This is a genomic window from Agrobacterium leguminum, from assembly GCF_005144435.2.
In the GTDB taxonomy this organism is placed as follows: Bacteria; Pseudomonadota; Alphaproteobacteria; order Rhizobiales; family Rhizobiaceae; genus Agrobacterium; species Agrobacterium leguminum.
This window is the reverse complement of record NZ_CP120212.1, coordinates 253,746-274,683: the sequence shown is the minus strand read 5'-3', so window position 1 is coordinate 274,683 and position 20,938 is coordinate 253,746. Positions and strand designations below refer to the sequence as shown.

Below are 20,938 nucleotides of genomic sequence, written 5' to 3'. Positions count from 1 at the left end.
TACGGGATACCCCTCCCGGCATTATGAGGAATTCGCGTGAAACAGTCTTCGCTCGACGCAGATGGGCATCTTTCGCCCTATGACCGGCTCGCCGCGCTTGGCATCTCCCTGCCGCCGCCACCGCCGCCGATTGCCAATTTCGTCACCCATGTGGTGGAAGGCAACATGCTATATCTTTCGGGGCAGGGGCCGCGGGAGGAAAACGGCCATCTTTACGCCGGCAAGGTGGGCGCGGAAATCGGGCTGGAAGAGGCCTATAACCATGCGCGGCTCACCGGCATCAACCTGCTTGCCGTCATGCATGAAGCGCTGGGGGACCTGTCGCGGGTGAAGAAGGTGGTCAAGCTGCTCGGCATGGTGAACGCCGTCAGCGATTTCCGCGATCACCCGAGCGTCATCAATGGCTGCTCCGATCTCTTCATCGATGTGTTCGGCGATGCGGGACAACATGCCCGCTCCGCCGTCGGTTTCGGCTCGCTGCCGGGTAACATCACCGTTGAGATAGAAGCCATCGTCGCGCTCAAGGATTGAGGCCGTTCAATGGTTGCGCCAGCCCATCAGCTTTTCGATCCGTTCCGCCGAAACCCTGACCTGCTCGGTATAATGGTTTTCGTCCGCCAGCACCTTCTGTTCCGGCAGCACGATGGAAATCGTCGCCACGCATTCGCCCCTGTTGTCGCAAATCGGCGAGGCGATGCAGGCGACAGCGTAATCGGATTCGGCAACCTGTATCGACAGCCTGTCATGGAAGGCCGCACCTGCCGATTGCGACAGGGTCTCCGGGTTGATTTCCGCACGGCCCGTGGGAGAAGTGCGGGCGCAACGGCGGAAAAGCTCGACACGTTCGGCCTCCGGCAGATGCCCGACCAGCAGGCGGCCGGACGCCGTCCAGTTCAGGGGAACGCGGGTGCCGACGCGCGAGGCGACCTGAAAATGGCTCGGACCATCCGCCATGGCCAGAACAAGCATATGGTCGCCATCGCGGCCGCAAAGCTGCACGGTCTCGCCCGCGTGGCGGCACAGATCGTGCATTTCGTGGGTGGCGACACCCATGAAATCCAGCGAGCGGGCATAAGCAAGGCCATAATGATAAAGCCGCGCGCCAAGCCAGATGTTGCCATCGGCATTGCGCGCCAGCATGTTCTTTTCGACGAGATCGTCGATGATCACATAGACGGTGGAAAGCGGCGCCTTGATCGCCTTGGCGATGGCGTAAGCGCCGGCCGGCGATCCGGTTTCGTAAAGATAATCAATCACCTGAAGGGCACGGTCGATACCGCTGACGCGCGAGCGCTTGGCCGCCTTCGCGTCCGCGTTTTCGGCGGCGTCGGACAGGGCGGTTGAAGGCGTTTCGTCCAGTTTATGGGCGTCCAATTTTGGCTCCTCATGAATTTTGAGAAGCTATTACATTATTATGGCATATATGTCGATGCCCATCGCATCGCAAAGACAGGAGAAAGACATGACCGAGGATATCAGAAGCAGGATCGGCCTTCGCCCGGTCATCAACGTCTCGGGCACCATGACCTCGCTCGGCGCTTCTATCGTCGTTCCGGAAGCGGTCGAGGCCATGGCGGCCATCCTGCCGCAATTCGTCGAGATCAACGATCTGCAACGCAAGGCAAGCGCGATCATTGCAAGGCTGACGGGCGGCGAGGCCGGTTTCGTCACGGCCTCCTGCTCCTCGGGTATCAGCCTTGCGGTTGCGGGTGCCATTACCGGCAACAATCTGCTGGCCATCGAAAAACTGCCCGATGTGACCCCGGAAAAGAACGAAGTGCTGGTGCAGATGGGGCATGTGGTGAGCTATGGCGCGCCGGTGGATCAGGCGATCCGTCTCGGCGGCGGCAAGGTGGTGCTGATCGGGCAGGCAACATCGACCCATCGTTTCCACATGGAAAACGCCATCACCGAAAAGACGGCGGCAGCGGTCTATGTCGTCTCGCACCATGTGGTCGATTATGGCCTGCTGCATCTTTCTGAGTTCGTCGAGATTGCCCATGCCAAGGGCGTGCCTGTCATCGTGGATGCGGCTTCCGAATATGATCTGAAGCTGTTTCTAGCGACGGGCGCGGATATGGTGCTTTATTCCGGCCACAAGTTCCTCGGCGGCCCGACTTCCGGCATCGTCGCCGGCAAAAAGGAGCTGGTGCGTAATGCCTTCCTGCAGAATATGGGCATCGGCCGCGGCATGAAGGTCGGCAAGGAAAGCATCTATGGCGTCATGGCGGCGCTGGAAGCCTGGGAAAAGCGCGACCATACCGGCATTCGCGAGCGTGAAACCGGCTACCTCAATCTCTGGAAAAAGACGCTGGATGGACGCCCGGGTGTAACGGCGCTGATCGAGCCCGACCCGACCAACAACCCGCTCGACCGGCTGCGCGTCATCATCGATGCCGAAGAAGCCCATATCACCGCCTGGGACCTGACGACGGCGCTTGCCAAAGGTAACCCGCCGATCATTGCCCGCGATCACGAGGTGGAACACCGCTATTTCTATCTCGACCCCTGCAATCTTCATCCCGGCCAGGAGACCATCGTGGCTTCCCGGCTGGCCGAGGAGCTGGACAAGGCGCGCGCCTCCAACGAGGTGATTGCGACGCCGTTCGAAGACCGCAGCCGTCACCGTTTCGACGGCATGCTGCGCTGGCCGGATTAAGTAACGACTGCATATGGAACGAGCGGGTGCCGCGAGCTTCTTCTCCCCGAGGGGGAGAAGTCCGCGGCAGCGGGATGAGGGGGCGAGGGTGCGATCTATCGCTGGCGTTGCCCCCTCATCCGACCCTTCGGGCCACCTTCTCCCCCTTGGGGAGAAGAAACAGGCGGCGACGCCCTGCCTGAGTTCAAATGAGAAGAAAAGAAGGGAACGCTCATGACCATGCCGCAGGCAGCACCGCTTGGTGCCGAAGATGCCGTACTTTCCGTCCGCAATCTCACCACGTCCTTTCACGTGGATGGCGGCTGGAAGCCGGTGGTGCGTGATATTTCCTTCGATGTCGGGCCGGGCGAGACGGTCGCGATCGTCGGCGAAAGCGGCTCCGGCAAGAGCGTTACCTCGCTCTCCATCATGCGGCTGCTGGATCGGGAAAGCAGCAGGGTTCAGGGTGAAATCCTGCTTGGCGGGCGCAACCTGCTTTCTCTTTCCGAAGACGCCATGCGGCGGGTGCGGGGCAATGAGGTTGCGATGATCTTTCAGGAGCCGATGACCAGCCTCAATCCGCTCTTCACCATCGGAGACCAGATTTCCGAGGCCCTGCTGTGCCATCAGCCGATGTCGAAAGCGGAAGCGCGGGCCGAGACGATCCGCCTTCTCGAAAAGGTCCGCATCCCGTCTGCCGCCTCGCGCTTCGATGAATATCCGCATCGCTTTTCCGGTGGCATGCGCCAGCGCGTGATGATCGCCATGGCGCTTGCCTCGCGACCAAAGCTCTTGATCGCCGACGAGCCGACGACGGCGCTTGATGTGACGATCCAGGGCCAGATTCTCGACCTCATCAAGACGCTGCAGGAGGAGGAGGGCACGTCGGTCCTCTTCATTACCCACGATATGGGTGTGGTCGCCGAAATCGCCGACCGCACGGTCGTCATGTATCGCGGCGAGCAAGTGGAAGTCGGTGCGACGGCGGATATTTTCCATCGCGGCAAACATCCCTATACGCGTGCACTTTTGTCTGCCGTTCCGGTTCTGGGGTCGATGAAAGGCGAGGAAAGACCGCTCCGGTTTCCCATCGTCAACACCACCACGGGAGAAATGCAGGAGCCGGCGCGTCCGGCCGATACCGTCAACGCCGCCGCACAGCCCGTGCTCAAGGTGGAGGGGCTGACCAAGCGTTTCGATATTCATTCCGGTCTTCTGGGGCGCCTCAGCGGCCGCGTGCATGCGGTGGAAAACGTGTCCTTCGATCTCAGGGCCGGTGAAACATTGTCATTGGTGGGCGAAAGCGGCTGCGGCAAATCCACCACCGGACGCGCCATCATGCGGCTGATAGAGCCGGATGCCGGTTCGGTCGTAGTCAACGGCGAAAACATTCTCGCGCTCGACAAGACGGGCATGCGGGACATGCGCAAGACGGTTCAGATGATCTTTCAGGATCCTTTCGCCTCGCTCAATCCGCGTATGACGGTGGGTGCGGCGATTGCCGAACCTTTTTTGGAGCATCGCATGGGAAGCGCCCGCGAGGCGAAGGATGTGGTGGCCGACATGCTCAAAAAGGTCGGTCTCTCGCCAGACATGGCTTCGCGTTACCCGCATGAATTTTCCGGTGGCCAGCGCCAGCGCATCTGCATCGCGCGTGCCTTGGCGCTCCAGCCCAAGGTGATTGTCGCGGATGAAAGCGTTTCGGCGCTGGATGTTTCCATCAAGGCGCAGGTCATCAACCTGATGCTGGACCTGCAACAGAGCCTCGACCTTGCCTTTCTGTTCATCAGCCATGACATGGCGGTGGTGGAACGCGTCAGCCACCGGGTGGCGGTGATGTATCTCGGCGAGATCGTCGAGATCGGTCCGCGTGCGGCTGTCTTCGACAATCCGCAGCATGACTATACCCGCAAGCTGATGGCGGCCGTGCCGGTGCCCGATCCGGATCGCCGCAACACGCGGCGGGGTGCTGCGAATGACGAGCTGAAAAGCCCGATCCGCGCCGTCGATTATATCGTCAAGCCGCGTGAATATCGCGAGGTTTCGCCCGGCCACCTCGTTGCCTGTTAAAGTCCCGGTACGTCCGATGTTGCGAAGGGCACGCGATAACCGCGCTTAAAACTTTCCCGCTGTCCAAGCTGGCGATACCATCGCTGTACCGCCGGAAAATCATAGAGATTGATTTTGTGGCGCGCGAAACGCGAGACCCATGGCCAGATGGCGATATCGGCGATGGAGAAATCGCCGGCCACGAATTCCCGCTCGCTCAAGCGGTCGTTCAATGTCCGGTAAAGCCGCGCCACATCCGCCGCGAAACGCGTTTCGGCAAAGGGTGCCTGTCCGGCATGGTAGGTCAGGAAATAATGGGCATAACCGAGTGTCGGGCCGAAATTGGCGGCCTGCCACATCAGCCATTCCGTGACGACCAGTCGCTCGGTCGCGGCGGCGGGCAGAAGCCGGCCTGCCTTTTCGGCAAGATAGATCAGGATCGCGTTCGATTCCGTCAGGACGGTGCCGTTTTCATCGTCGACAATCGCAGGGATTTTCGAGCCGGGATTGATGCGGACGTAATCGGCGGCAAATTGTTCGCCTTTTTCGATGTCGATGGCGTGGCTTCGATAGGGCAGGCCAAGTTCTTCCAGTGCAATCGAGATTTTAAGACCGTTGGGTGTGATCCAGGTGTAAAGGTCGATCATGCTAGTCGAACATTGCCTCATCCAGCGGCAGTACCCGTCTGCCTTTCTTGCCGGTCACGTCGGAAAGGTCCGTGTAAAGACCGCGCAGCGTCAGAATCAATTGGACGATACGCGGATCGGTGACACGATAGATCACCGCCTTGCCTTCCCGCGAGCCTTCGATCACACCGGCGTCGCGCAATTCGGCAAGTTGCTGCGAAAGCGTTGGCTGCTGGATGCCGAGTTCATATTCCAGCGCGGAAACGGAAGCCTCCGTTTCCATGAGATAACAGACGATGGCCAGACGATTGGCGTTGGCGACAAGCTTCAAAAGCTCGCTCGCTTCCACCACGCTGCGGCAGATGAGATTGGAAACCGGTTTCGTCACGACTACAGGCCCATTTTTAAAACTACAAAAAAGTAGATTTTATGACGATAAATTTCAATGGCTTGATGAAAGCTAGTTCGACCCGATCAAGCATTTTTCAAAATCTACAGGATTGGTAGATTTCTCTTTCGCTTTCCGGCCAAGGATCGCCAAAACCTTCCTCGAAAACATTCTATAAAAAAGTAGATTGATTGCGAAATGAGGTGTCGACATGAAAATCGGGGTCCATCCCAATAATCTGCATTTACGGCTCGCCCGGCTCTGGCCCGGCGCCTTTGAAGAATTCGATCCGGAATTCGTGGCCTATCGTGAAGGCCGAGATACGGCGGCGCTTCTGGAAAAGGGCGACATCCATTTCGGCGGTACGGGTTCGACACCGCCCATCGAGGCGGATGCACGCGGGCTTTCCGCAAGATATATCGCCGCGTCCGCACCACGGCCCGCCAATGGCGCGATCCTCGTGAGGCGCGATAGCCCGATCCGCTCCGCAGCGGATCTTGCGGGAAAACGCATATCGCTGATTGACGGATCGTTTCACACCTATCTTCTGGCGCGCAGCCTGGAAGGGGCGGGGCTTGGTCTTGCGGATGTGACCCGTATCGAAAGCGGCGACAGCGATAGCCTGCGTGATCTCGTGGAAGGCCGCGTGGATGCCTGGGTGACGATGTCGCCGCGGCTGGAAAAGGCTCTGACCCATGAGGAGATCAGCCTTCTGGTTCGCTGTGGCTCCACCATTCCCAACCGTTCGCTATTCTGGACACTTGCGCGCCACAACATAGCGGGCGAGACAGGGCAGGCAATTGCGGCCGAGCTGGATCGCATCGGCCGCGCCGTGATGGCGGATATCGACAAAGCCGCCGCCCTTCTCGCCGCGGAACCGGGCAGCGAAGGTGATGCGCAGTCCTGGGCCAAGGTGCTGAGGTCGCGAGACCTTTCGGTCGTGGCCGCTGCCGAAAATATCCTTGCCGAACAGCAGGAGGAGGCCGATACGCTTTACAGGCACGGTCATTTCTCTTTACCGGTTCTGACCGGGCAATCAGCCAGCGTGGGAGGCGGCAGATGAATGTTTTCTGGTACATGTGTGCGCCCGACGGCGCTTATCCCTGGCAGCCGGAAGGGTCCCGCAAGGTCGATCTCGGTTATTACAAACAGCTGGCGCTCGCTTATGACCAGCTGGGTTATACCGGTGCGCTGTTTGCCACCGGCGCGCATGATGTCTGGGTTCTGGCTGGCGCGTTGCTTTCCTATACCGAGCGGCTGAAACTGCTGGTCGCCATCCATCCGGGCCTTGTTGCGCCGACGCTGCTCGCCAAGATGGCGGCGACGCTTCAGGAGTTTTCGCGCGGCCGCCTGCTGATAAATGTCGTCTCGGGCGATGCGAAGATGCTCGGCGCATACGGCATGACCATGCCGCATGATGAGCGTTACGATATGGCGGATGAATATCTGCAGATCTGGCACCGCCTTTTTGCCGGCGAAACAGTCGATTTCAAGGGGCGGCATTTCCAGACTGAGGGCGCAAAGTTGGCGCTGCCGGTGGGGCAGGGCATCGAGCCTCCGCCATTGTGGTTTGGCGGCTCCTCGGACAAGGCCATCGACGTTGCCGCCAAACATGTCGAGACCTATCTTTCCTGGGGGGAAACCCCGGATCAGATCGGCGCGAAGGTCGATCTCGTCAAGGCGCGGGCGGAAAAGCTCGGTCGCGAGCTGGAATACGGCATTCGCCTTTATGTCATCGTGCGCGATACGGATGAAGAGGCCTGGGCTGCCGCTGCCGATCTCTACGGCCGCATGGATGAGCGTGCGATTGCCGCCAACCAGCGTTTCGTCGGCAAGACCGATTCCGTCGGCCAGCAGCGCATGACGGCGATGCACGGCGGCCAGAAACCGGAGAATCTGCGCGATCTTGAAATCGCGCCCAATCTCTGGGCCGGCATCGGGCTTGTCCGTCCGGGCCCGGGAACCGCGATTGTCGGCTCGCCGGATACTGTCATCCGCACGCTGGAGGCCTATAAGAAGGCGGGCGTGAATACCTTCATCCTTTCCGGCATGCCATTGCTGGAAGAGGCTTTCCGCTTCGGCGAAAAGGTTCTGCCACGTCTTGACGTATCGCGTGAGGTCTCGACGGCAAAACAATTCACCTGGTCGACTTTGTTCGATCGCGACCTCTCGGCCAAGGCCTCCTGAGCATGGTGCGGGAGTGGAGAGACAAGACATGACGGCAAGTCCGGCAACGACAATCGCACAAAGACGCATCGGCCCGCAACGCGTGGCAGAGCGGGTGCTCGCCGTTCTGGACACGGTGCTCGGCGCGGTCGCGGCGGCCATCCTTGCGGCGCTGCTCGTGGTGGTGCTCGTCAATGTCACGCTGCGTTACCTGTTTCACACAGGCTTCATTGGCGCGGAAGACCTCGGCATCTGGCTGCATGTGGCCATGATCGCGGTCGGTGCGCCGCTCAGTCTCAAAAGCGCGCTCGCCATGCGGCTCGATGTCTTCGTGCGGTTCCTCCCGCAACGATTTCACGCGGCGACCGAAATTCTGGCCGATGCCTTCTCCTTCGTCGCAGCGCTTATCCTCGCTTTCGGCGGGGTAGAGATTGCGGCGATGCTCGGCGGCACGTCTCCGACGCTTGGCCTGCCGGAATGGGTGCGTTTCGGCTTTCTCGGCGCAGGCGGCGCGCTTATCCTTCTTTATCTGGTCCTTCAGCGTGTCAGTGAAGGCAAGCTGTTTGCCGTTCTCGCATCTCTCGCCATCGCAGTCGTGGCCTATGTTGGCCTGCCGGAAGTTTTCGTCGATACGAGCCTGCCGCCGAGCCTGTTTCTGGCGCTGACGGCGGCCGTGGGGCTGGTGCTTGCCGCGCCGCTTGCTCATGCCTTCCTTGCCGCCGCCTATGTGGCGATTGCCTTCGGCAGCACCTTGCCGGAGCCGGCCATCGTTTCGTCAACCGTGACCGGCATGTCGAAATTCCTGCTGCTCGCCATTCCCTTCTTCCTGCTGGCCGGAAGCCTGCTGACGGAATCGGGCGTCGCCAACCAGCTGGTGCGTTTCGCTGCCTCCATGGTCGGCCACCGGCGGGCAGGCCTGGCGCAGACGACGCTTCTGACCAGCGTGCTGTTTTCCGGAGCATCCGGCTCATCGGTCGCCAATGCCGCCTTTGGCGCCTCCACCTTCCAGCCGGAACTCGTCAAGCACGGCTATCCGCCGGCGCAGGCAGGCGCGATCATTGCCGCTACCTCGGTGCTGGACAATGTCATTCCGCCTTCCATCGCCTTTCTCATCCTCGCAACGGCCACTAACCTTTCGGTCGGCTCGCTGCTGGTTGGCGGTTTCTTTGCCGGCGGGCTGATGGCGGTCTGCCTTGCGGTGGCAATCCATTTCAGCGTGCGCAGCGTCGATACCTTGCCGCGTGCCACGGGTGCGGAGCGCTGGCGCTCGGCTGTCGCTGCCATACCGGCCTTCGGTCTTGGCGTCATCGTGGTGGTCGGCATCCGCATCGGCATCGTCACCACCACGGAAGCGGCAGCACTTGCGGCGCTTTACACGCTGCTTCTCGGCTTCGGTTACCGGCTGGGCGCGGGCCGCATTTTTGCTACCTTCCGCCAATCGGCGGGTGAAGCGGCGGCCATCGGTCTTCTGATCGGCACGGCGGGGCCTTTCGCCTTCCTGCTGGCGGTCGATAATGTCTCGGGCCTCGTCACGGATTTCGTGACGTTGCTCGGCGGCAGCAAGATCGCGGTACTGCTGCTCTCCAACCTTATCCTGCTCGTGGTCGGCCTGGTGCTGGATATCGGTGCGGCCATCCTGCTGTTCGGGCCGATCTTGCTGCCCGCGGCCGTGGCCGCCGGCATCGATCCGATCCATTTCGGCGTCATCCTCGTGGTCAATCTGATGATCCATGGCCTGACGCCGCCGCTCGGCATGCTGATCTTCGTGGTCAGCGGCGTCACTCGCATTCCGGCAACCGCGCTTTTCCGGGCGGTCGTTCCCTATCTCGTCTCTCTTCTCGTTTCCCTCGCCATTCTGTGCGCCTGGGCCATTTTCTTCTAAATCCGGGGTTTCATTCATGACTATTATCGATCGCCGCAATCTCCTCAAATTTTCCGCCATTGGCGCGGCAACGCTTGCCGCACCCGCCTTCGTGCGGACGGCACATGCCAGAACGCGCAGCCTCACCGTCGCGTCGCTTTTCGCCGACGACAAGCCGGAGACGAAAATCTGGGTGAAGATCAGCGAGCTGGTGGAGGCGAAGCTGCCCGGCCGCTTCCGTTTCAACATCGTCAAGAGCGGTGCCCTTGGCGGCGAAAAGGAAGTGGCGGAAAACATCCGTCTGGGATCGGTTCAGGCGAGCCTTTCCACCGTCTCCTCGCTTTCCGGCTGGGTGCCGGAATTGCAGATCCTCGATCTGCCCTTCCTGTTCCGCGATGCCGACCATGTGCGCAAGGTGGTGACGGGCGAGACGGGCAACGAGCTGAAGACGAAGCTCGGCGCGCAGCAATTCGTCGCCGCCGATTTCATCAATTACGGCGCTCGCCATCTTCTGACCAAGGAGCCTGTTACCCGACCGGAGCAGTTGGAAGGCAAGAAGATCCGCGTCATCCAGAGCCCGCTGCACACCAAGCTCTGGAGCGCTTTCGGCACAACGCCGGTCGGTATTCCGATCACCGAGACCTATAATGCGCTGGCGACCGGCGTGGCCGATGCCATGGACCTTACCAAGTCCGCCTATGCCGGCTTCAAGCTTTACGAGGTCGTGCCCTATATGACCGAGACCGGCCATATCTGGGCCTCGGGCGTCGTCTATTACGGCGCGACCTTCTGGAACCAGCTGGATGACGAAGAAAAAAAGGTTCTTTCGGAAGCCTCCAGCGAGGGTGCACACTATTTCAACCAGCTGATCGTCGAGGACGAAACGAAGTCCGTTGAGCTTGCGCTCTCCAAGGGCGGCAAGGTGCTGCAGCCGGAAGCGCTGGATGAATGGCGCAAGGGTGCTCAGGGCGTCTGGCAGGATTTTGCCGGCGTCGTCGGCGGCATCGACAAGATCGAGGCGATCCAGTCCGCCTGAGGATAGGGTCTTTGAAATTGAAGAACCCCGTGCGCCAATCGGCGCACGGGGTTTTCTTTGTTCAGGATCAGTGCGAAGCGCCGGAACCGCCGACGGCGACGATGGAGAAGGGCTGGCCTTCCACCGCAACCGTGCGGGTTTCCTTCAGGCTTTCCGCATCCACCACGCGGATCAGGGAATGGCGCGGATCGGAGATCGCGACCTGCCCATCGGCAACCGCGAGACGCGGACGCGGATCGCGCCAATGGCCGTCCTTGCTGTAGGGCTCGGTCACCTTTGCCTTGCGGGTGATGGCGCCTTCCAGCACGTCAAGCACATGCAGATCGCCGTCTTCCGTCAGGATGTAGGCATTGCGCGGATTGGCGGGATCGAGAATGAAATCGACGCGCCGGGTCGGCAGTTCCACCAGACGGAAGGCGTCCTTGCTGTCCGGATCGATCAGGACGACCTTGTCCTCACCGTAATTGCCGAGGAAGAACTGCATGGATTTGCCGCCGAGCAGCGTGCCGGTATAGGCTTTCGGGAAATCCTCCGGATAGGTCAGCATTTCCAGCTTCGGGCCATCCGTGCCGCCGGGGCGGGCAACGAGAATGCCTTCCTTGCAGCCAAAAGCGGCAAGCCGTGCGGATGTCGCCTCGCCATGCAGATCGGTGCATGCCGCCTGTTCGCCGACCTGCTTGCCGTCCCTGTCGAGAACACGCAATCCAATGCGGGGCGGCAGCGTATCGGGTTTCGTTTCGATTTCGGTATTCGGCACGGAAACCAGAACGTAACGCCCCATCGTCACCGCCACGCCGTGGTGCGGCGCAGTCGTGTCGACGGTGCGGACCTTAGCCTTGCCGTCCAGCAGGGCCGCCTCGTCGATGATCTCCGCCTTGCCGCCACGGTCATAGAAAAGGATCGCATGGTCGTCATGCGGCACGACGTGGAAAGGGCGCTTGCCTTCGAAGGTGACGGGCAAAAGCGCCGCATCTTCCACATCCAGATCGCGATGTTCGCCGTGATCGGAGAAAACGATGCCGGTCTTGATCACATGCACCATGTCGGCATCCGATTGCGTCGCGAAGACTGTCTTGCCGGAGGCGCTGGCGGTCAGCGCCGCGTAACCCTTGAGATCGTAGCGTCCGAGTTCCTTGCCGGTTTCGAAATTGATTGCGCGCACCACCGGCTGGCTGTGATCGGCGACGAACAGCCGCCATTCCTTGATGCTGTCGTTGCTTTCTTCGGCCAGCGCCATGCCTGGGGCAAGGGGCATGGCGAGGGCAAGGCATGTTGCAAGCGCGCTCATGCCGAGATGGTGATGAAGGGAAAATCTCATGGTGTTCCTTCCAGACGTTGTCATCCTCTTGCGGAGTTGAACCGATGGCGGTCTTTTGAGGATGATTGTAATGTTATTACGTTACGAGTCGCGTATTAGCATTACGTGCAGGGCCAATGTCAACCGAGCTGGATGTCGCAATGTGGAAAATCTGGAAGAGGCTGGAAGAAGCAGATGACGCGCCGGCGTCGGGCCGCATCTTTCGAAAGGCCGATGGCCTTCTTTAAAGGCCGGCTGAAAAGAATGGCAGGCGCGTCATCGCGCCTGCCATCGTTCAATTTAGCGAATGTCTTCCGGCAGAACGTCCGAAGGGATGTTCTGGTAAGAAACCGGGCGCGTGAAGCGGCGGATCGACATGGTGCCGACCGATGTTGCGCCGAAGTTCGTGGAGGCCGGGTAGGGGCCGCCGTGAACCATGGCTTCGGAGACTTCCACACCGGTCGGGAAACCGTTGGCAAGAACGCGGCCCGCCTTACGCTCAAGGATCGGCAGCAGCTTGCGGCCAAGCTCGGCGTCGCCGGCATCGAGATGCAGGGTGGCGGTCAGCTGGCCTTCGAAGCTTTTCGCAACCGCGATCATCTCTTCCGGGCTCTCGACCGTCACGATCAGGCCGAGCGGTCCGAAGACCTCTTCGGCAAGCGCGTGGTTCGCAATCCAGTCCTTGCCGGAAACGCGGTAGAGATAAGGCGTGGCGTTGCGCAGGTTGCAGGTGGTGGTCAGAACGTCGCGCACGCCGTTGCCGGCAGCGATACGATCACGGCCGTCCCGATAGGCAGCGGCGATGCCGTCGGTCAGCATGACCTGCGGGCCGACTTCCGACAGGGCTGCACGGGCGGTTTCAGCAACGGCATCCGCCTGCGAGGCGAGAATGACGGCGATGCCGGGATTGGTGCAGAACTGGCCGGCGCCCATGGTGAGCGAACCAGCCCAGCCCTTGGCGATGGCTTCGCCACGGGCGGCAACGGCTTCTGGCAGCAGGAACATCGGGTTGACGGAACCGAGTTCGCCGAAGAAGGGGATCGGCTCGGGGCGCTGGGCGCAGAGATCGAACAGCGCGCGCCCACCGGCGAGCGAACCGGTAAAACCGACCGCCTTGATGCGCGGATGCTGCACGAGCGCGGAGCCGACATCGCGGCGGCCGCCCTGGATCAGCGAGAAGACGCCGGGATGCAGATTATGCTTCTTGACGGCGGCGAGAACGGCTTCGGCAACGATTTCGCCAGTGCCGGGATGGGCGGAATGGCCCTTGACGATGACCGGGCAGCCGGCTGCCAGAGCCGCGGCGGTATCACCGCCGGCGGTGGAAAAGGCGAGTGGGAAGTTGGAGGCACCGAAGACCGCGACGGGGCCGATCGGGCGCTGCATCAGGCGGATATCCGGGCGCGGCAGGGGCTGGCGATCCGGCAGCGCCTCGTCGTGGCGGCGGTCGAGATAGTCACCCTTGCGGATATGCGAGGCGAAAAGGCGCAGCTGGCCAACGGTGCGGCCGCGTTCGCCCTGCAGGCGTCCTGCGGGCAGGCCGGTTTCGGAGGAGCCGATTTCGGTGATGGCGTCGGCGCGGGCTTCGATCTCGTCGGCAATGGTGTCGAGGAATGCGGCGCGCTCTTCGCGGGTGGTGTAACCGTAGCTCCAGAAGGCGTCTTCGGCTGCTTCACAGGCTGCATTCACCAGATCGACGGTGCCGACCGAAAAATCGAAAGCTTCGCCATGTGCAGGCTCGCTGCGGAATTTTGCTTCCGTTGCGACCCATTCTCCTGCAACCAGATGTTTGCCGTGCGGCTTGAAACTCATTGTGCTCTTCCCTGAAAATCTGATCCTGTGTGGAAAATCCACCCGACACCGTGACGTTGCACCGAAAGGCGACAGCGCAAACGCCATCAGCCGCGATCCTCGCCCGGTTGCCTTCTGCCTTAGCCCGTGTGGGGCCTGAGCGAAAGCCGGTTTTTCAACTATCTGACCGAAAAGTGTGATTAATTGGGCGAGGCGTGAAAAAGACCCGCTTCCGTTTATGCGCACGGCGCTCTATTGTGACGCCATGATGACAAATAGACTTCCGAAATATGTTGCCTGGTCGGTTTTTCTGCTGATCGTGATCGTTACAGTTTGCCCTATCGGCTTTCGCCCGCACACGCTGACGACGGTGGGCCTGGACCGCGCCGCGGCCTTCGCCTTCTGCTCGGCCGCTTTCGTGCTCGCCTATCCGCGTTACTGGCTGGCGATCATCGTGGCAGGCATCGCGGCGGCTTTCGGCATCGAGGCGCTGCAATTCCTGTCGCCCACCCGCCATCCGCATCTGATGGACGCCGCCGTGAAAGCCGCCGGCGTCATCGCCGGCGGGCTAGGGGCTTTTTCCTATCTTCTGTACAGGGCGAGGTTGGCCGCAGGCTGACGGAACGCCTCCCAGCCGGGAACATTGTTCAGCGTGTCCCACCCGTCAGCCCGAAACGGCCGTGCGACAGCGTGCGTTCGATGCCGCGCAGTTCCGCCAACCCTTTCAGTCGGCCGATGGCGGGATAGCCGGGCTGGGCCCCGCGTATCAGGTCATCGAGGATTTCCTGGCCGTGATCGGGCCGCATCGGAATGGTGTGGTCTTCGCGGCCTTCCGCCCGGCGGCGCGCTTCTTCGGTGAGGAGTGCGGCGATGACGGCGACCATGTCGGTTCCGCCTTCCAGATGTTCATCCTCGAAGAAGGAGCAGGGCACGGTGTCTGTGTCGCGCGTCACGTTGCGCAGATGTACGAAATGAATGCGATCTGCAAAACGGCTGGCGATGAAGGGCAGGTCATTGTCCGCCCGCGCGCCGAGGGAGCCGGTGCAGAGCGTCACGCCATTGGCGCGGCTATCGACCTTTGAGAGCATATGGGCGTAGTCGGCTTCGGTGGAGAGAATACGCGGCAGGCCGAGCAGCGGCCATGGCGGATCGTCGCCATGGGCGCAGATGTTGATACCCACCTCTTCGGCAACCGGCGTCACCTCGCAGAGGAAGTCGATGAGGTTTTGCTGCAGCCTTTCGCGGTCGATGCCGTGATAGGAGCGTAGTTTTTCCAGAAGCTGGGCAAGCGTATAACCATCCGCCGAACCGGGCAGACCCGCGCCGATATTGCGCCCGAGGGCGGCGATTTTCGTGTCCGGCATGTCGGCGAAACGTTTTGCCGCTTCCTCCGCCAGCCAGTCCGGATAATCGGCCTTTGCCCCGGGGCGTTTCAGGATGTGGATGTCGAAGGCGGCGAAATCGGGAAGATCGAAACGCATCGCCTTAGCGCCGTGTCTGGTTTCCCAGCGCAGGTCCGTGCGGGTCCAGTCCAGCACTGGCATGAAATTATAGCAGACGGTGCGGATGCCCGAGGCGGAAAGGCGGCGCAGCGTTTCCTGCCAGTTGGCGATGTGATTTTTCCAGTCGCCGGTCTGGGTCTTGATATCCTCGGACACGGGCACGCTTTCCACCACGTCCCAATAAAGACCGCCGGCCTTGATCGCCTCATGCCGTTTGGCGATTTCATCCACCGGCCAGACATCGCCGGTGGCAATGTGATGCAGCGCGCTGACGATGCCTTCCGCGCCCGCCTGAGCCGCATCCTGAACCGTGACCTTGTCGACCGGGCCGAACCAGCGCCATGTATGTCTCATCCTAAATCCTCAAATATCAGTCTGCAGAAAATGTCAGCTGCACCTTGCAGGCGGCAGAGCGGTCCCCGGCCTGTTCGAATGCCGCTGTCGCCTCACCAAGCGGGAAGCTGTGGGAAATGATTGGCCGCACATCGATCCTGCGCGTGGAGATCAGCCCTGCGGCGACGGCGAATTCCTCATGAAAGCGTTGTGAGCCGCGCCAGAGGATTTCTTTCCCTACCAGCGCGTTGAGCGGAATGGTGATGTCGCCGGTGACGCCCACCTGTACGATGGTGCCGCGCGGGCGTACGCAGGCAAAGGCGGTGCGAAGTGCCGGACCGGCTGCGGAGCAATCGAAAATGACGTCGAAATAGCCCTTATTGTCCTGATAGGGCAAAAGCGCCTCGGCGTCTTTCGCGACATTGATCGTGCGGTCGGCACCCATGGCGGGAGCGCGTTCAAGTGCGGCATCGGTGAGGTCGGTGGCGACAATGGTGGCCGCACCGGCATGGCGGGCGGCGGCGATGGTCAGGAGGCCGATGGGGCCTGCGCCCGTCACGAGTACGTTTGCCCCTTTCAGGTCGCCGGCCTGGGCCACGGCATGCAGGCACACCGCGAGCGGCTCGGTGCAGGCGGCTTCGGCGGGTGAGGTATCCTCTGAAAATGTCGCGCATTGTTTGGCGGGAACCACCAGCCGGTCGCGGAACATGCCCTGTTCATGCGGCAGGCGCATGGCGCTGCCCATGAAGCGCATTTCAAGGCAATGGATCGGCTGGCCCTCCAGGCAGAAATGGCAATGGCCGCAGGGCTGGGATGGATTGACGGCAACGAGCTGGCCGACGGCAAGCCCGCTGACACCTTCTCCCAGCGCCCGCACATGGCCGGATGCCTCATGCCCGCAGATGATCGGCTCTCGCACCCGGACCGGGCCGAAGCCGCCATCCTGATAATAATGCAGATCGGAGCCGCAGATGCCGCCAGCCGCCATGGCAAGCAGCACTTCGCCGGGTCCCGGTGCGGGAAGGTCCTGCGTTTCGACGCGAATGTCCTTCTGGCCGTATAGACGTGCCACGCGTGTCTGCATGACGATGCCCTCATATGTGTATGGGATGAAGAAGCCCGCGCGGGAAACCGCGCGGGCGATGATATTGGCGTTAGCGGATCAGGCCCATTTCGGTCGGCAGCCACAGCGTGATGGCCGGAACGAAGGTAATCAGCAGCAGCGCCACGAACAGCGGCACCAGCCACGGCAGGATGGCCATCGTCGTGCGTTCGACGGAGAGTTTCGCCACGCGCGAGAGCACGAACAGCACCATGCCGAGCGGCGGGTGTAGCAGCCCTATCATCAGGTTGAGCGTAATGATGAGGCCGAAATGCACCGGATCGATATTGAACTGCAGCACCAGCGGCAGCAGGATCGGCACGAGGATGGTGATGGCCGCAATCGTATCCAGGAAGCAGCCGACGAACAGCATCAGGAGATTGACCAGCACGAGGAAAATCCACTTGCTGTCGGTGATCGTCAGGATCGCCGCCGACAGAAGCTGCGCTGCCTGGCTCACCGTCAGCAGCCATGCGAAGACCGAGGCCGCCGCGACGATGAAGAGCACCGAAGCGGTTGTTTCAATCGTATCGAAGGTCGATTTCGCCAGCGTCTTGAAGGTCATCGTCCGGTAGCGCACGAGCCCGAGGAACAGCGACCACAACACGGCCGCGACGGCGGCTTCAGTGGGTGTGAACCAGCCCATGGTCATGCCGCCGATCAGGATCACCGGCGTCATCAGCGCCATCACGGCAGAGAAGTCGAAATACCAGTCGCAGGCAAGCAGGATCACCAGCACGATCAGGATCGACAGGTTGAGCGACAGGCCAAGCGCCGTGAGGATATAGATGCCGAGCGGCACCATCATCACCACGAAGACCTCGATCGATGCGCCGAAGATGGTTCTGAGGCTGAACGGCGTATCGGAGCCCCAGCCCTTGATATAGGCGAAGACCGCAACCGTGATCATCATCAGAAGCGTCATGACGACGCCCGGAACGATGCCGGCCATGAACAGCGCGCCGATCGAGACGTTGGCCATCATGCCGTAGATGACGAAGGGCAGCGACGGCGGGAAGATCGGGCCCAGCGTTGCGGAGGCGGCGGTGACGCCGACGGCCGCTTCGACCGGATAACCGTGATCCTTCATGGCCTTGATTTCGATGGTGCCGATACCGGCCGCATCGGCAAGCGCGGTGCCGGACATGCCGGAAAAGATCACCGAGCCGATGATGTTGACCTGTGCGAGACCGCCCTTCATCCAGCCGACGAGCGCGACGGCGAAGGAATAGATGCGTCCCGTCACCCCTGCCGTATTCATCAGGTTGCCGGCAAGGATGAAGAAGGGAACGGCCAGAAGCGGGAAGCTTTCCACACCCGCGATCAGGCGCTGCGCGGCGATGATATCAGGCGCGACATTGTAAAACACGATGTAGAGCAGCGAGGCCGAGGCCATGGAAATGGCGACGGGCAGGCCGATCAGCATCAGGAGAAGAAATGAGCCGATAAGAAGCAGCATGTGGTCAATCCCCCGCGCTCTGGAATTCTTCGGGCCGCTCGAGCACGGAATAACCACGCTGCATATTGGCGATGAAGACCTGCACCGACCGGAAGAACATCAGAACGAAAGCGGCCAGAACCGTATAAAAAACGATGTTACGCGGCAGCGCCACGGTGACCATCTCCTCATCCGCGACGATTTCCATATACCGCCACATCAGCCACGAGGTGTAGGCGAAGAAGAGGATGCGCAGCACGTCGACGAGGATCGACATGGCGCGGGCCACCTGCGGCGGCACATAGTGATAAAGCACGTCCACCTGGATGTGGCGCGACATGCGCACGCACATGACCGAACCCAAAAAGACGACGCCGATCAGGCAGTTGACGGCGATTTCTTCCGTCCAGGCGTAGCTGTCGTTGAGCACGTAGCGGGTGAAGAACTGAAGGAACACGCAGCCCGTCATCAGCCAGAAGAGGCCGAGCGTGACCCAGTCTTCGAATGAATAGACCTTGAGATCGACCTCCGGCGGCGCCTCGTCGAACGTATGGGCGAGTTCCTCAGGCGTGACCTGAGTATGGATTTCCTGCGACATTGAGATATCCCGTCTGGAGAGAAAGGGCGGTGCGGCAACGGGGCCGCACCGGATCTTGGCTCACTTGACGGCGCGAATGGCTTCCCAGTCGGCCTTGTCGTAACCGAAGTCCTCGAACTTCACCTTCTCCAGAACGTTCTTCTCGAAGTCGGCCTTGTCCACCTCGGCGACGGTGAGACCACGCTTCTTGAAGTCTTCGACGAGGCTTTTTTCGCGGCCTTCGATGGTCTTGGTGGTGCGCTCGGCGGCCTGCTGCATGACTTCGGTGAAGATTTTCTTGTCTTCATCGGAGAGCTGCGACCACAGGTTCTTGGAGATCACCGTGTTGAGGTGGTCGACGATATGGCCGGTCAGGACGATGTTCTTCTGCACTTCGAAGAACTTCTTCGCCTCGATGGTGGTCAGCGGGTTTTCCTGTGCGTCGACCGTGCCGTTCTGGAGTGCCAGATAGACTTCCGCAAAGGCAATCGGGGTCGTGTTGGCACCGCAGGCGCGCGGCATGGCGAGATAGGCCGGAACGTCAGGAACGCGCATCTTCAGCCCCGCCATGTCGGCGCAGGCGGCAATCGGCTTGTTCGACGTGGTGTGACGCGTGCCGTAATAGCTGACGGCGGCGATGTGGTTGCCGGTCTTGTCTTCGTAACCCTTGGCGAGACGCTTGAAGATATCGCTCTTGGTATAGGCGATCAGATGGCTCGGATCGCGGAAGATGTAAGGGAAATAGGTGACGCCGATCGGCTTGAAGTCACGCGCGGCAAAGCTGGAACCGGAAATGATGATATCGACGGTGCCGATCTTCAGGCCCTGGTTGATATCGGCTTCCTTGCCGAGCTGTGAGGCGGGGAAAACATCCACCTTGTAACGGCCGTCCGTGCGCTTGGCGATTTCTTCCGCGGCCCAGACCGAATCCGTATGGAAAGGTTCGGAGGTCTCGTAGACATGCGCCCATTTCAGCGTGGTCTGCGCCTGCGCCGCAAGGGCGGAAAGCAGGATGGCGGCTGTTGCGCCCATCAAAGTCGACAATCTGATTTTCATTCTTAACTCCTCCCGAATTAAAGCCAGATTTCTCATTTTTCCCGTCGCCGGTTGCGGCGCGGTCACTCTTCCCCGATCGTTTCCTCCCCGAAACTTTCGGAAAATCTCTTTTGCGACAGCGTCAGATGCTGCCGCATCGCCTCGCGTGCGCCTTCCGGGTCGTTGGCGGCAATGGCGTCACGGATTGCGCGGTGTTCCTGAACGGCAAGGTTCCAGGTGTGCGGGCCCTCGAAATAGCTGGCGAGCTTTTCGAAAAAGGGTGACAGGCTGCGTTCGTCATAGATCAGGCCGGTAAAGCGGTTCAGCGCCGAATTGCCGATGATATCGGCAATCGCGGTGTGGAAGGCCCGGTCGAAATTGAGCGCCTGTGGCGAGCTGTCGAGCGCGCCGGCCATGCGTTCGATGATATCATCGAGCTTGGCGATGCATTCTGGCGTGGCAAGCCGCGCGGCCTCCTCCGCAATCGCGCTTTCGATGATGCAGCGCGCCTGCAGGATTTCGAATGGCCCATGCGCATCCGGCACCGGCGGCTTTTCCTTGGCCTGCTTGCCGGCTGCGCTGACATAGACGCCCGAACCCATGCGGATATGGATATGGCCTTCCACTTCCAGAACGATAAGCGCTTCGCGAACCGTCGGGCGCGATACGCCGAAGCGTTCGGCAAGATCCCGTTCCGCCGGCAGGCGCTGGCCTTCGGTCAGTTCCCCGCTTTCGATGAGTAAACGAATTTGTTCCGCGACCAGCCGGTAAAGGCGGCGCGGCTCCAGAGCCACAAACATGATATCCTCCCAGCGCGAAAGTCTCCCCCGATCGCGCAAGCGGTAAGATGGTCTTACCAATTTTATTAGGACGCATTTATGCGGTGCTGTCAATTGGCCGCTGGCGGAAAAGTGTGTGGGGCCTGGCTTGAGGTCGGTACGGCAGGCTCGGCATTTGCTTTAGTTTACTGCTTTGCCGTCTCCGTCATTTCGGCCTTGAGCCGGAATCCAGCCAGCCCAAGTCTTTGGGCTGAAAGGAGTCCTTCCCGTCGCGCAGATGCGCGTCGGCTGGATCCCGACTCAAGGCCGGAATGACGGAA

General features: G+C 61.0%; 19 protein-coding genes. 8 read left to right on the top strand and 11 right to left on the bottom strand.

What is annotated here, in order from left to right:
- The first annotated feature begins 36 nt into the window (after nucleotides 1-36).
- A complete protein-coding gene (locus CFBP4996_RS15820; RefSeq protein WP_080854591.1) occupies nucleotides 37-531 on the top strand; it encodes a RidA family protein in 495 nt (164 codons plus the stop codon).
- A 6-nt stretch (nucleotides 532-537) separates the two neighbouring features.
- Here the strand turns inward: CFBP4996_RS15820 and CFBP4996_RS15815 are convergent, their stop codons facing one another.
- Entirely contained in the window at nucleotides 538-1,374 is an 837-nt protein-coding gene (locus CFBP4996_RS15815) for an IclR family transcriptional regulator (protein ID WP_059758172.1), read from the bottom strand.
- 88 nt (nucleotides 1,375-1,462) lie between these two features.
- Between CFBP4996_RS15815 and CFBP4996_RS15810 the strand changes: the two genes are divergently transcribed.
- Nucleotides 1,463-2,659 carry an aminotransferase class V-fold PLP-dependent enzyme gene (locus tag CFBP4996_RS15810; RefSeq protein WP_080854906.1) on the top strand — a complete coding sequence of 399 codons (1,197 nt, stop codon included), beginning with the start codon at nucleotides 1,463-1,465 and terminating at the stop codon, nucleotides 2,657-2,659.
- Between the two features lie 213 nt (nucleotides 2,660-2,872).
- Nucleotides 2,873-4,708, top strand: coding sequence for an ABC transporter ATP-binding protein (locus CFBP4996_RS15805; protein ID WP_080854592.1), 1,836 nt, complete (start codon nucleotides 2,873-2,875; stop codon nucleotides 4,706-4,708).
- Here the strand turns inward: CFBP4996_RS15805 and CFBP4996_RS15800 are convergent.
- Both CFBP4996_RS15800 and CFBP4996_RS15795 read right to left on the bottom strand, forming a co-directional pair.
- Complete coding sequence (locus CFBP4996_RS15800) at nucleotides 4,705-5,334, bottom strand: glutathione S-transferase family protein (RefSeq protein WP_080854593.1); 630 nt, start codon at nucleotides 5,332-5,334, stop codon at nucleotides 4,705-4,707. The genes CFBP4996_RS15805 and CFBP4996_RS15800 overlap by 4 nt on opposite strands.
- Nucleotide 5,335: 1 nt before the next feature.
- Nucleotides 5,336-5,701 (bottom strand): ArsR/SmtB family transcription factor, encoded by a 366-nt coding sequence (locus tag CFBP4996_RS15795; protein ID WP_080854594.1) that lies wholly within the window; start codon nucleotides 5,699-5,701, stop codon nucleotides 5,336-5,338.
- Between the two features lie 211 nt (nucleotides 5,702-5,912).
- Here CFBP4996_RS15795 and CFBP4996_RS15790 point away from each other — a divergent pair, with 211 nt between their 5' ends.
- The 4 genes from CFBP4996_RS15790 to CFBP4996_RS15775 are packed head-to-tail and all read left to right on the top strand — an operon-like array spanning nucleotide 5,913 to nucleotide 10,764.
- Complete coding sequence (locus tag CFBP4996_RS15790; protein ID WP_080854595.1) at nucleotides 5,913-6,764, top strand: ABC transporter substrate-binding protein; 852 nt, start codon at nucleotides 5,913-5,915, stop codon at nucleotides 6,762-6,764.
- Nucleotides 6,761-7,888, top strand: coding sequence for an LLM class flavin-dependent oxidoreductase (locus tag CFBP4996_RS15785; protein ID WP_080854596.1), 1,128 nt, complete (start codon nucleotides 6,761-6,763; stop codon nucleotides 7,886-7,888). The genes CFBP4996_RS15790 and CFBP4996_RS15785 overlap by 4 nt, the downstream gene beginning before the upstream one ends.
- Before the next feature lie 28 nt (nucleotides 7,889-7,916).
- On the top strand, nucleotides 7,917-9,749 hold the full coding sequence (locus tag CFBP4996_RS15780) for a TRAP transporter large permease (RefSeq protein ID WP_080854597.1): 1,833 nt from the start codon (nucleotides 7,917-7,919) through the stop codon (nucleotides 9,747-9,749).
- 16 nt (nucleotides 9,750-9,765) lie between these two features.
- A complete protein-coding gene (locus CFBP4996_RS15775; protein ID WP_080854598.1) occupies nucleotides 9,766-10,764 on the top strand; it encodes a TRAP transporter substrate-binding protein in 999 nt (332 codons plus the stop codon).
- Nucleotides 10,765-10,831: 67 nt separating this feature from the next.
- Here CFBP4996_RS15775 and aztD read toward each other — a convergent pair whose 3' ends face one another.
- Together aztD and CFBP4996_RS15765 are read right to left on the bottom strand one after the other, a co-directional pair.
- On the bottom strand, nucleotides 10,832-12,082 hold the full coding sequence (gene aztD, locus CFBP4996_RS15770; protein WP_080854599.1) for a zinc metallochaperone AztD: 1,251 nt from the start codon (nucleotides 12,080-12,082) through the stop codon (nucleotides 10,832-10,834).
- Between the two features lie 279 nt (nucleotides 12,083-12,361).
- Nucleotides 12,362-13,873, bottom strand: coding sequence for an aldehyde dehydrogenase (NADP(+)) (locus CFBP4996_RS15765; RefSeq protein ID WP_080854600.1), 1,512 nt, complete (start codon nucleotides 13,871-13,873; stop codon nucleotides 12,362-12,364).
- Between the two features lie 244 nt (nucleotides 13,874-14,117).
- On the opposite strand from CFBP4996_RS15765, the gene CFBP4996_RS15760 reads away from it, so the two are divergent.
- Nucleotides 14,118-14,471, top strand: coding sequence for an antibiotic resistance protein VanZ (locus CFBP4996_RS15760; RefSeq protein ID WP_162936101.1), 354 nt, complete (start codon nucleotides 14,118-14,120; stop codon nucleotides 14,469-14,471).
- A 28-nt stretch (nucleotides 14,472-14,499) separates the two neighbouring features.
- Here the strand turns inward: CFBP4996_RS15760 and uxuA are convergent, their stop codons facing one another.
- The 6 genes from uxuA to CFBP4996_RS15730 all read right to left on the bottom strand — a co-directional run bounded on the left by uxuA (nucleotide 14,500) and on the right by CFBP4996_RS15730 (nucleotide 20,639).
- Entirely contained in the window at nucleotides 14,500-15,708 is a 1,209-nt protein-coding gene (gene uxuA, locus CFBP4996_RS15755; RefSeq protein WP_080854602.1) for a mannonate dehydratase, read from the bottom strand.
- Between the two features lie 16 nt (nucleotides 15,709-15,724).
- Nucleotides 15,725-16,771, bottom strand: a complete 1,047-nt coding sequence (locus CFBP4996_RS15750; RefSeq protein ID WP_080854603.1) for an L-idonate 5-dehydrogenase — start codon at nucleotides 16,769-16,771, stop codon at nucleotides 15,725-15,727.
- A gap of 70 nt (nucleotides 16,772-16,841) precedes the next feature.
- A complete protein-coding gene (locus CFBP4996_RS15745; protein ID WP_080854604.1) occupies nucleotides 16,842-18,248 on the bottom strand; it encodes a TRAP transporter large permease in 1,407 nt (468 codons plus the stop codon).
- A gap of 4 nt (nucleotides 18,249-18,252) precedes the next feature.
- A complete protein-coding gene (locus tag CFBP4996_RS15740) occupies nucleotides 18,253-18,825 on the bottom strand; it encodes a TRAP transporter small permease (protein ID WP_064263022.1) in 573 nt (190 codons plus the stop codon).
- A 60-nt stretch (nucleotides 18,826-18,885) separates the two neighbouring features.
- Nucleotides 18,886-19,860: a sialic acid TRAP transporter substrate-binding protein SiaP gene (locus CFBP4996_RS15735; RefSeq protein ID WP_003519848.1), complete on the bottom strand. Its 975-nt coding sequence runs from the start codon at nucleotides 19,858-19,860 to the stop codon at nucleotides 18,886-18,888.
- A 62-nt stretch (nucleotides 19,861-19,922) separates the two neighbouring features.
- Nucleotides 19,923-20,639, bottom strand: coding sequence for a FadR/GntR family transcriptional regulator (locus CFBP4996_RS15730; RefSeq protein WP_020809475.1), 717 nt, complete (start codon nucleotides 20,637-20,639; stop codon nucleotides 19,923-19,925).
- Nucleotides 20,640-20,938: the final 299 nt, after the last annotated feature.

Bases quoted from the DNA above. Each gene is read 5' to 3' on its own strand.
- CFBP4996_RS15810 (WP_080854906.1), top strand. From the start codon at position 1,463: ATGACCGAGGATATCAGAAGCAGGATCGGCCTTCGCCCGGTCATCAAC.
- CFBP4996_RS15805 (WP_080854592.1), top strand. From the start codon at position 2,873: ATGACCATGCCGCAGGCAGCACCGCTTGGTGCCGAAGATGCCGTACTT.
- CFBP4996_RS15800 (WP_080854593.1), bottom strand. From the start codon at position 5,334: ATGATCGACCTTTACACCTGGATCACACCCAACGGTCTTAAAATCTCG.
- CFBP4996_RS15790 (WP_080854595.1), top strand. From the start codon at position 5,913: ATGAAAATCGGGGTCCATCCCAATAATCTGCATTTACGGCTCGCCCGG.
- CFBP4996_RS15785 (WP_080854596.1), top strand. From the start codon at position 6,761: ATGAATGTTTTCTGGTACATGTGTGCGCCCGACGGCGCTTATCCCTGG.
- CFBP4996_RS15780 (WP_080854597.1), top strand. From the start codon at position 7,917: ATGACGGCAAGTCCGGCAACGACAATCGCACAAAGACGCATCGGCCCG.
- CFBP4996_RS15775 (WP_080854598.1), top strand. From the start codon at position 9,766: ATGACTATTATCGATCGCCGCAATCTCCTCAAATTTTCCGCCATTGGC.
- aztD (WP_080854599.1), bottom strand. From the start codon at position 12,082: ATGAGATTTTCCCTTCATCACCATCTCGGCATGAGCGCGCTTGCAACA.
- CFBP4996_RS15765 (WP_080854600.1), bottom strand. From the start codon at position 13,873: ATGAGTTTCAAGCCGCACGGCAAACATCTGGTTGCAGGAGAATGGGTC.
- CFBP4996_RS15760 (WP_162936101.1), top strand. From the start codon at position 14,118: ATGATGACAAATAGACTTCCGAAATATGTTGCCTGGTCGGTTTTTCTG.
- uxuA (WP_080854602.1), bottom strand. From the start codon at position 15,708: ATGAGACATACATGGCGCTGGTTCGGCCCGGTCGACAAGGTCACGGTT.
- CFBP4996_RS15750 (WP_080854603.1), bottom strand. From the start codon at position 16,771: ATGCAGACACGCGTGGCACGTCTATACGGCCAGAAGGACATTCGCGTC.
- CFBP4996_RS15745 (WP_080854604.1), bottom strand. From the start codon at position 18,248: ATGCTGCTTCTTATCGGCTCATTTCTTCTCCTGATGCTGATCGGCCTG.
- CFBP4996_RS15740 (WP_064263022.1), bottom strand. From the start codon at position 18,825: ATGTCGCAGGAAATCCATACTCAGGTCACGCCTGAGGAACTCGCCCAT.
- CFBP4996_RS15735 (WP_003519848.1), bottom strand. From the start codon at position 19,860: ATGAAAATCAGATTGTCGACTTTGATGGGCGCAACAGCCGCCATCCTG.
- CFBP4996_RS15730 (WP_020809475.1), bottom strand. From the start codon at position 20,639: ATGTTTGTGGCTCTGGAGCCGCGCCGCCTTTACCGGCTGGTCGCGGAA.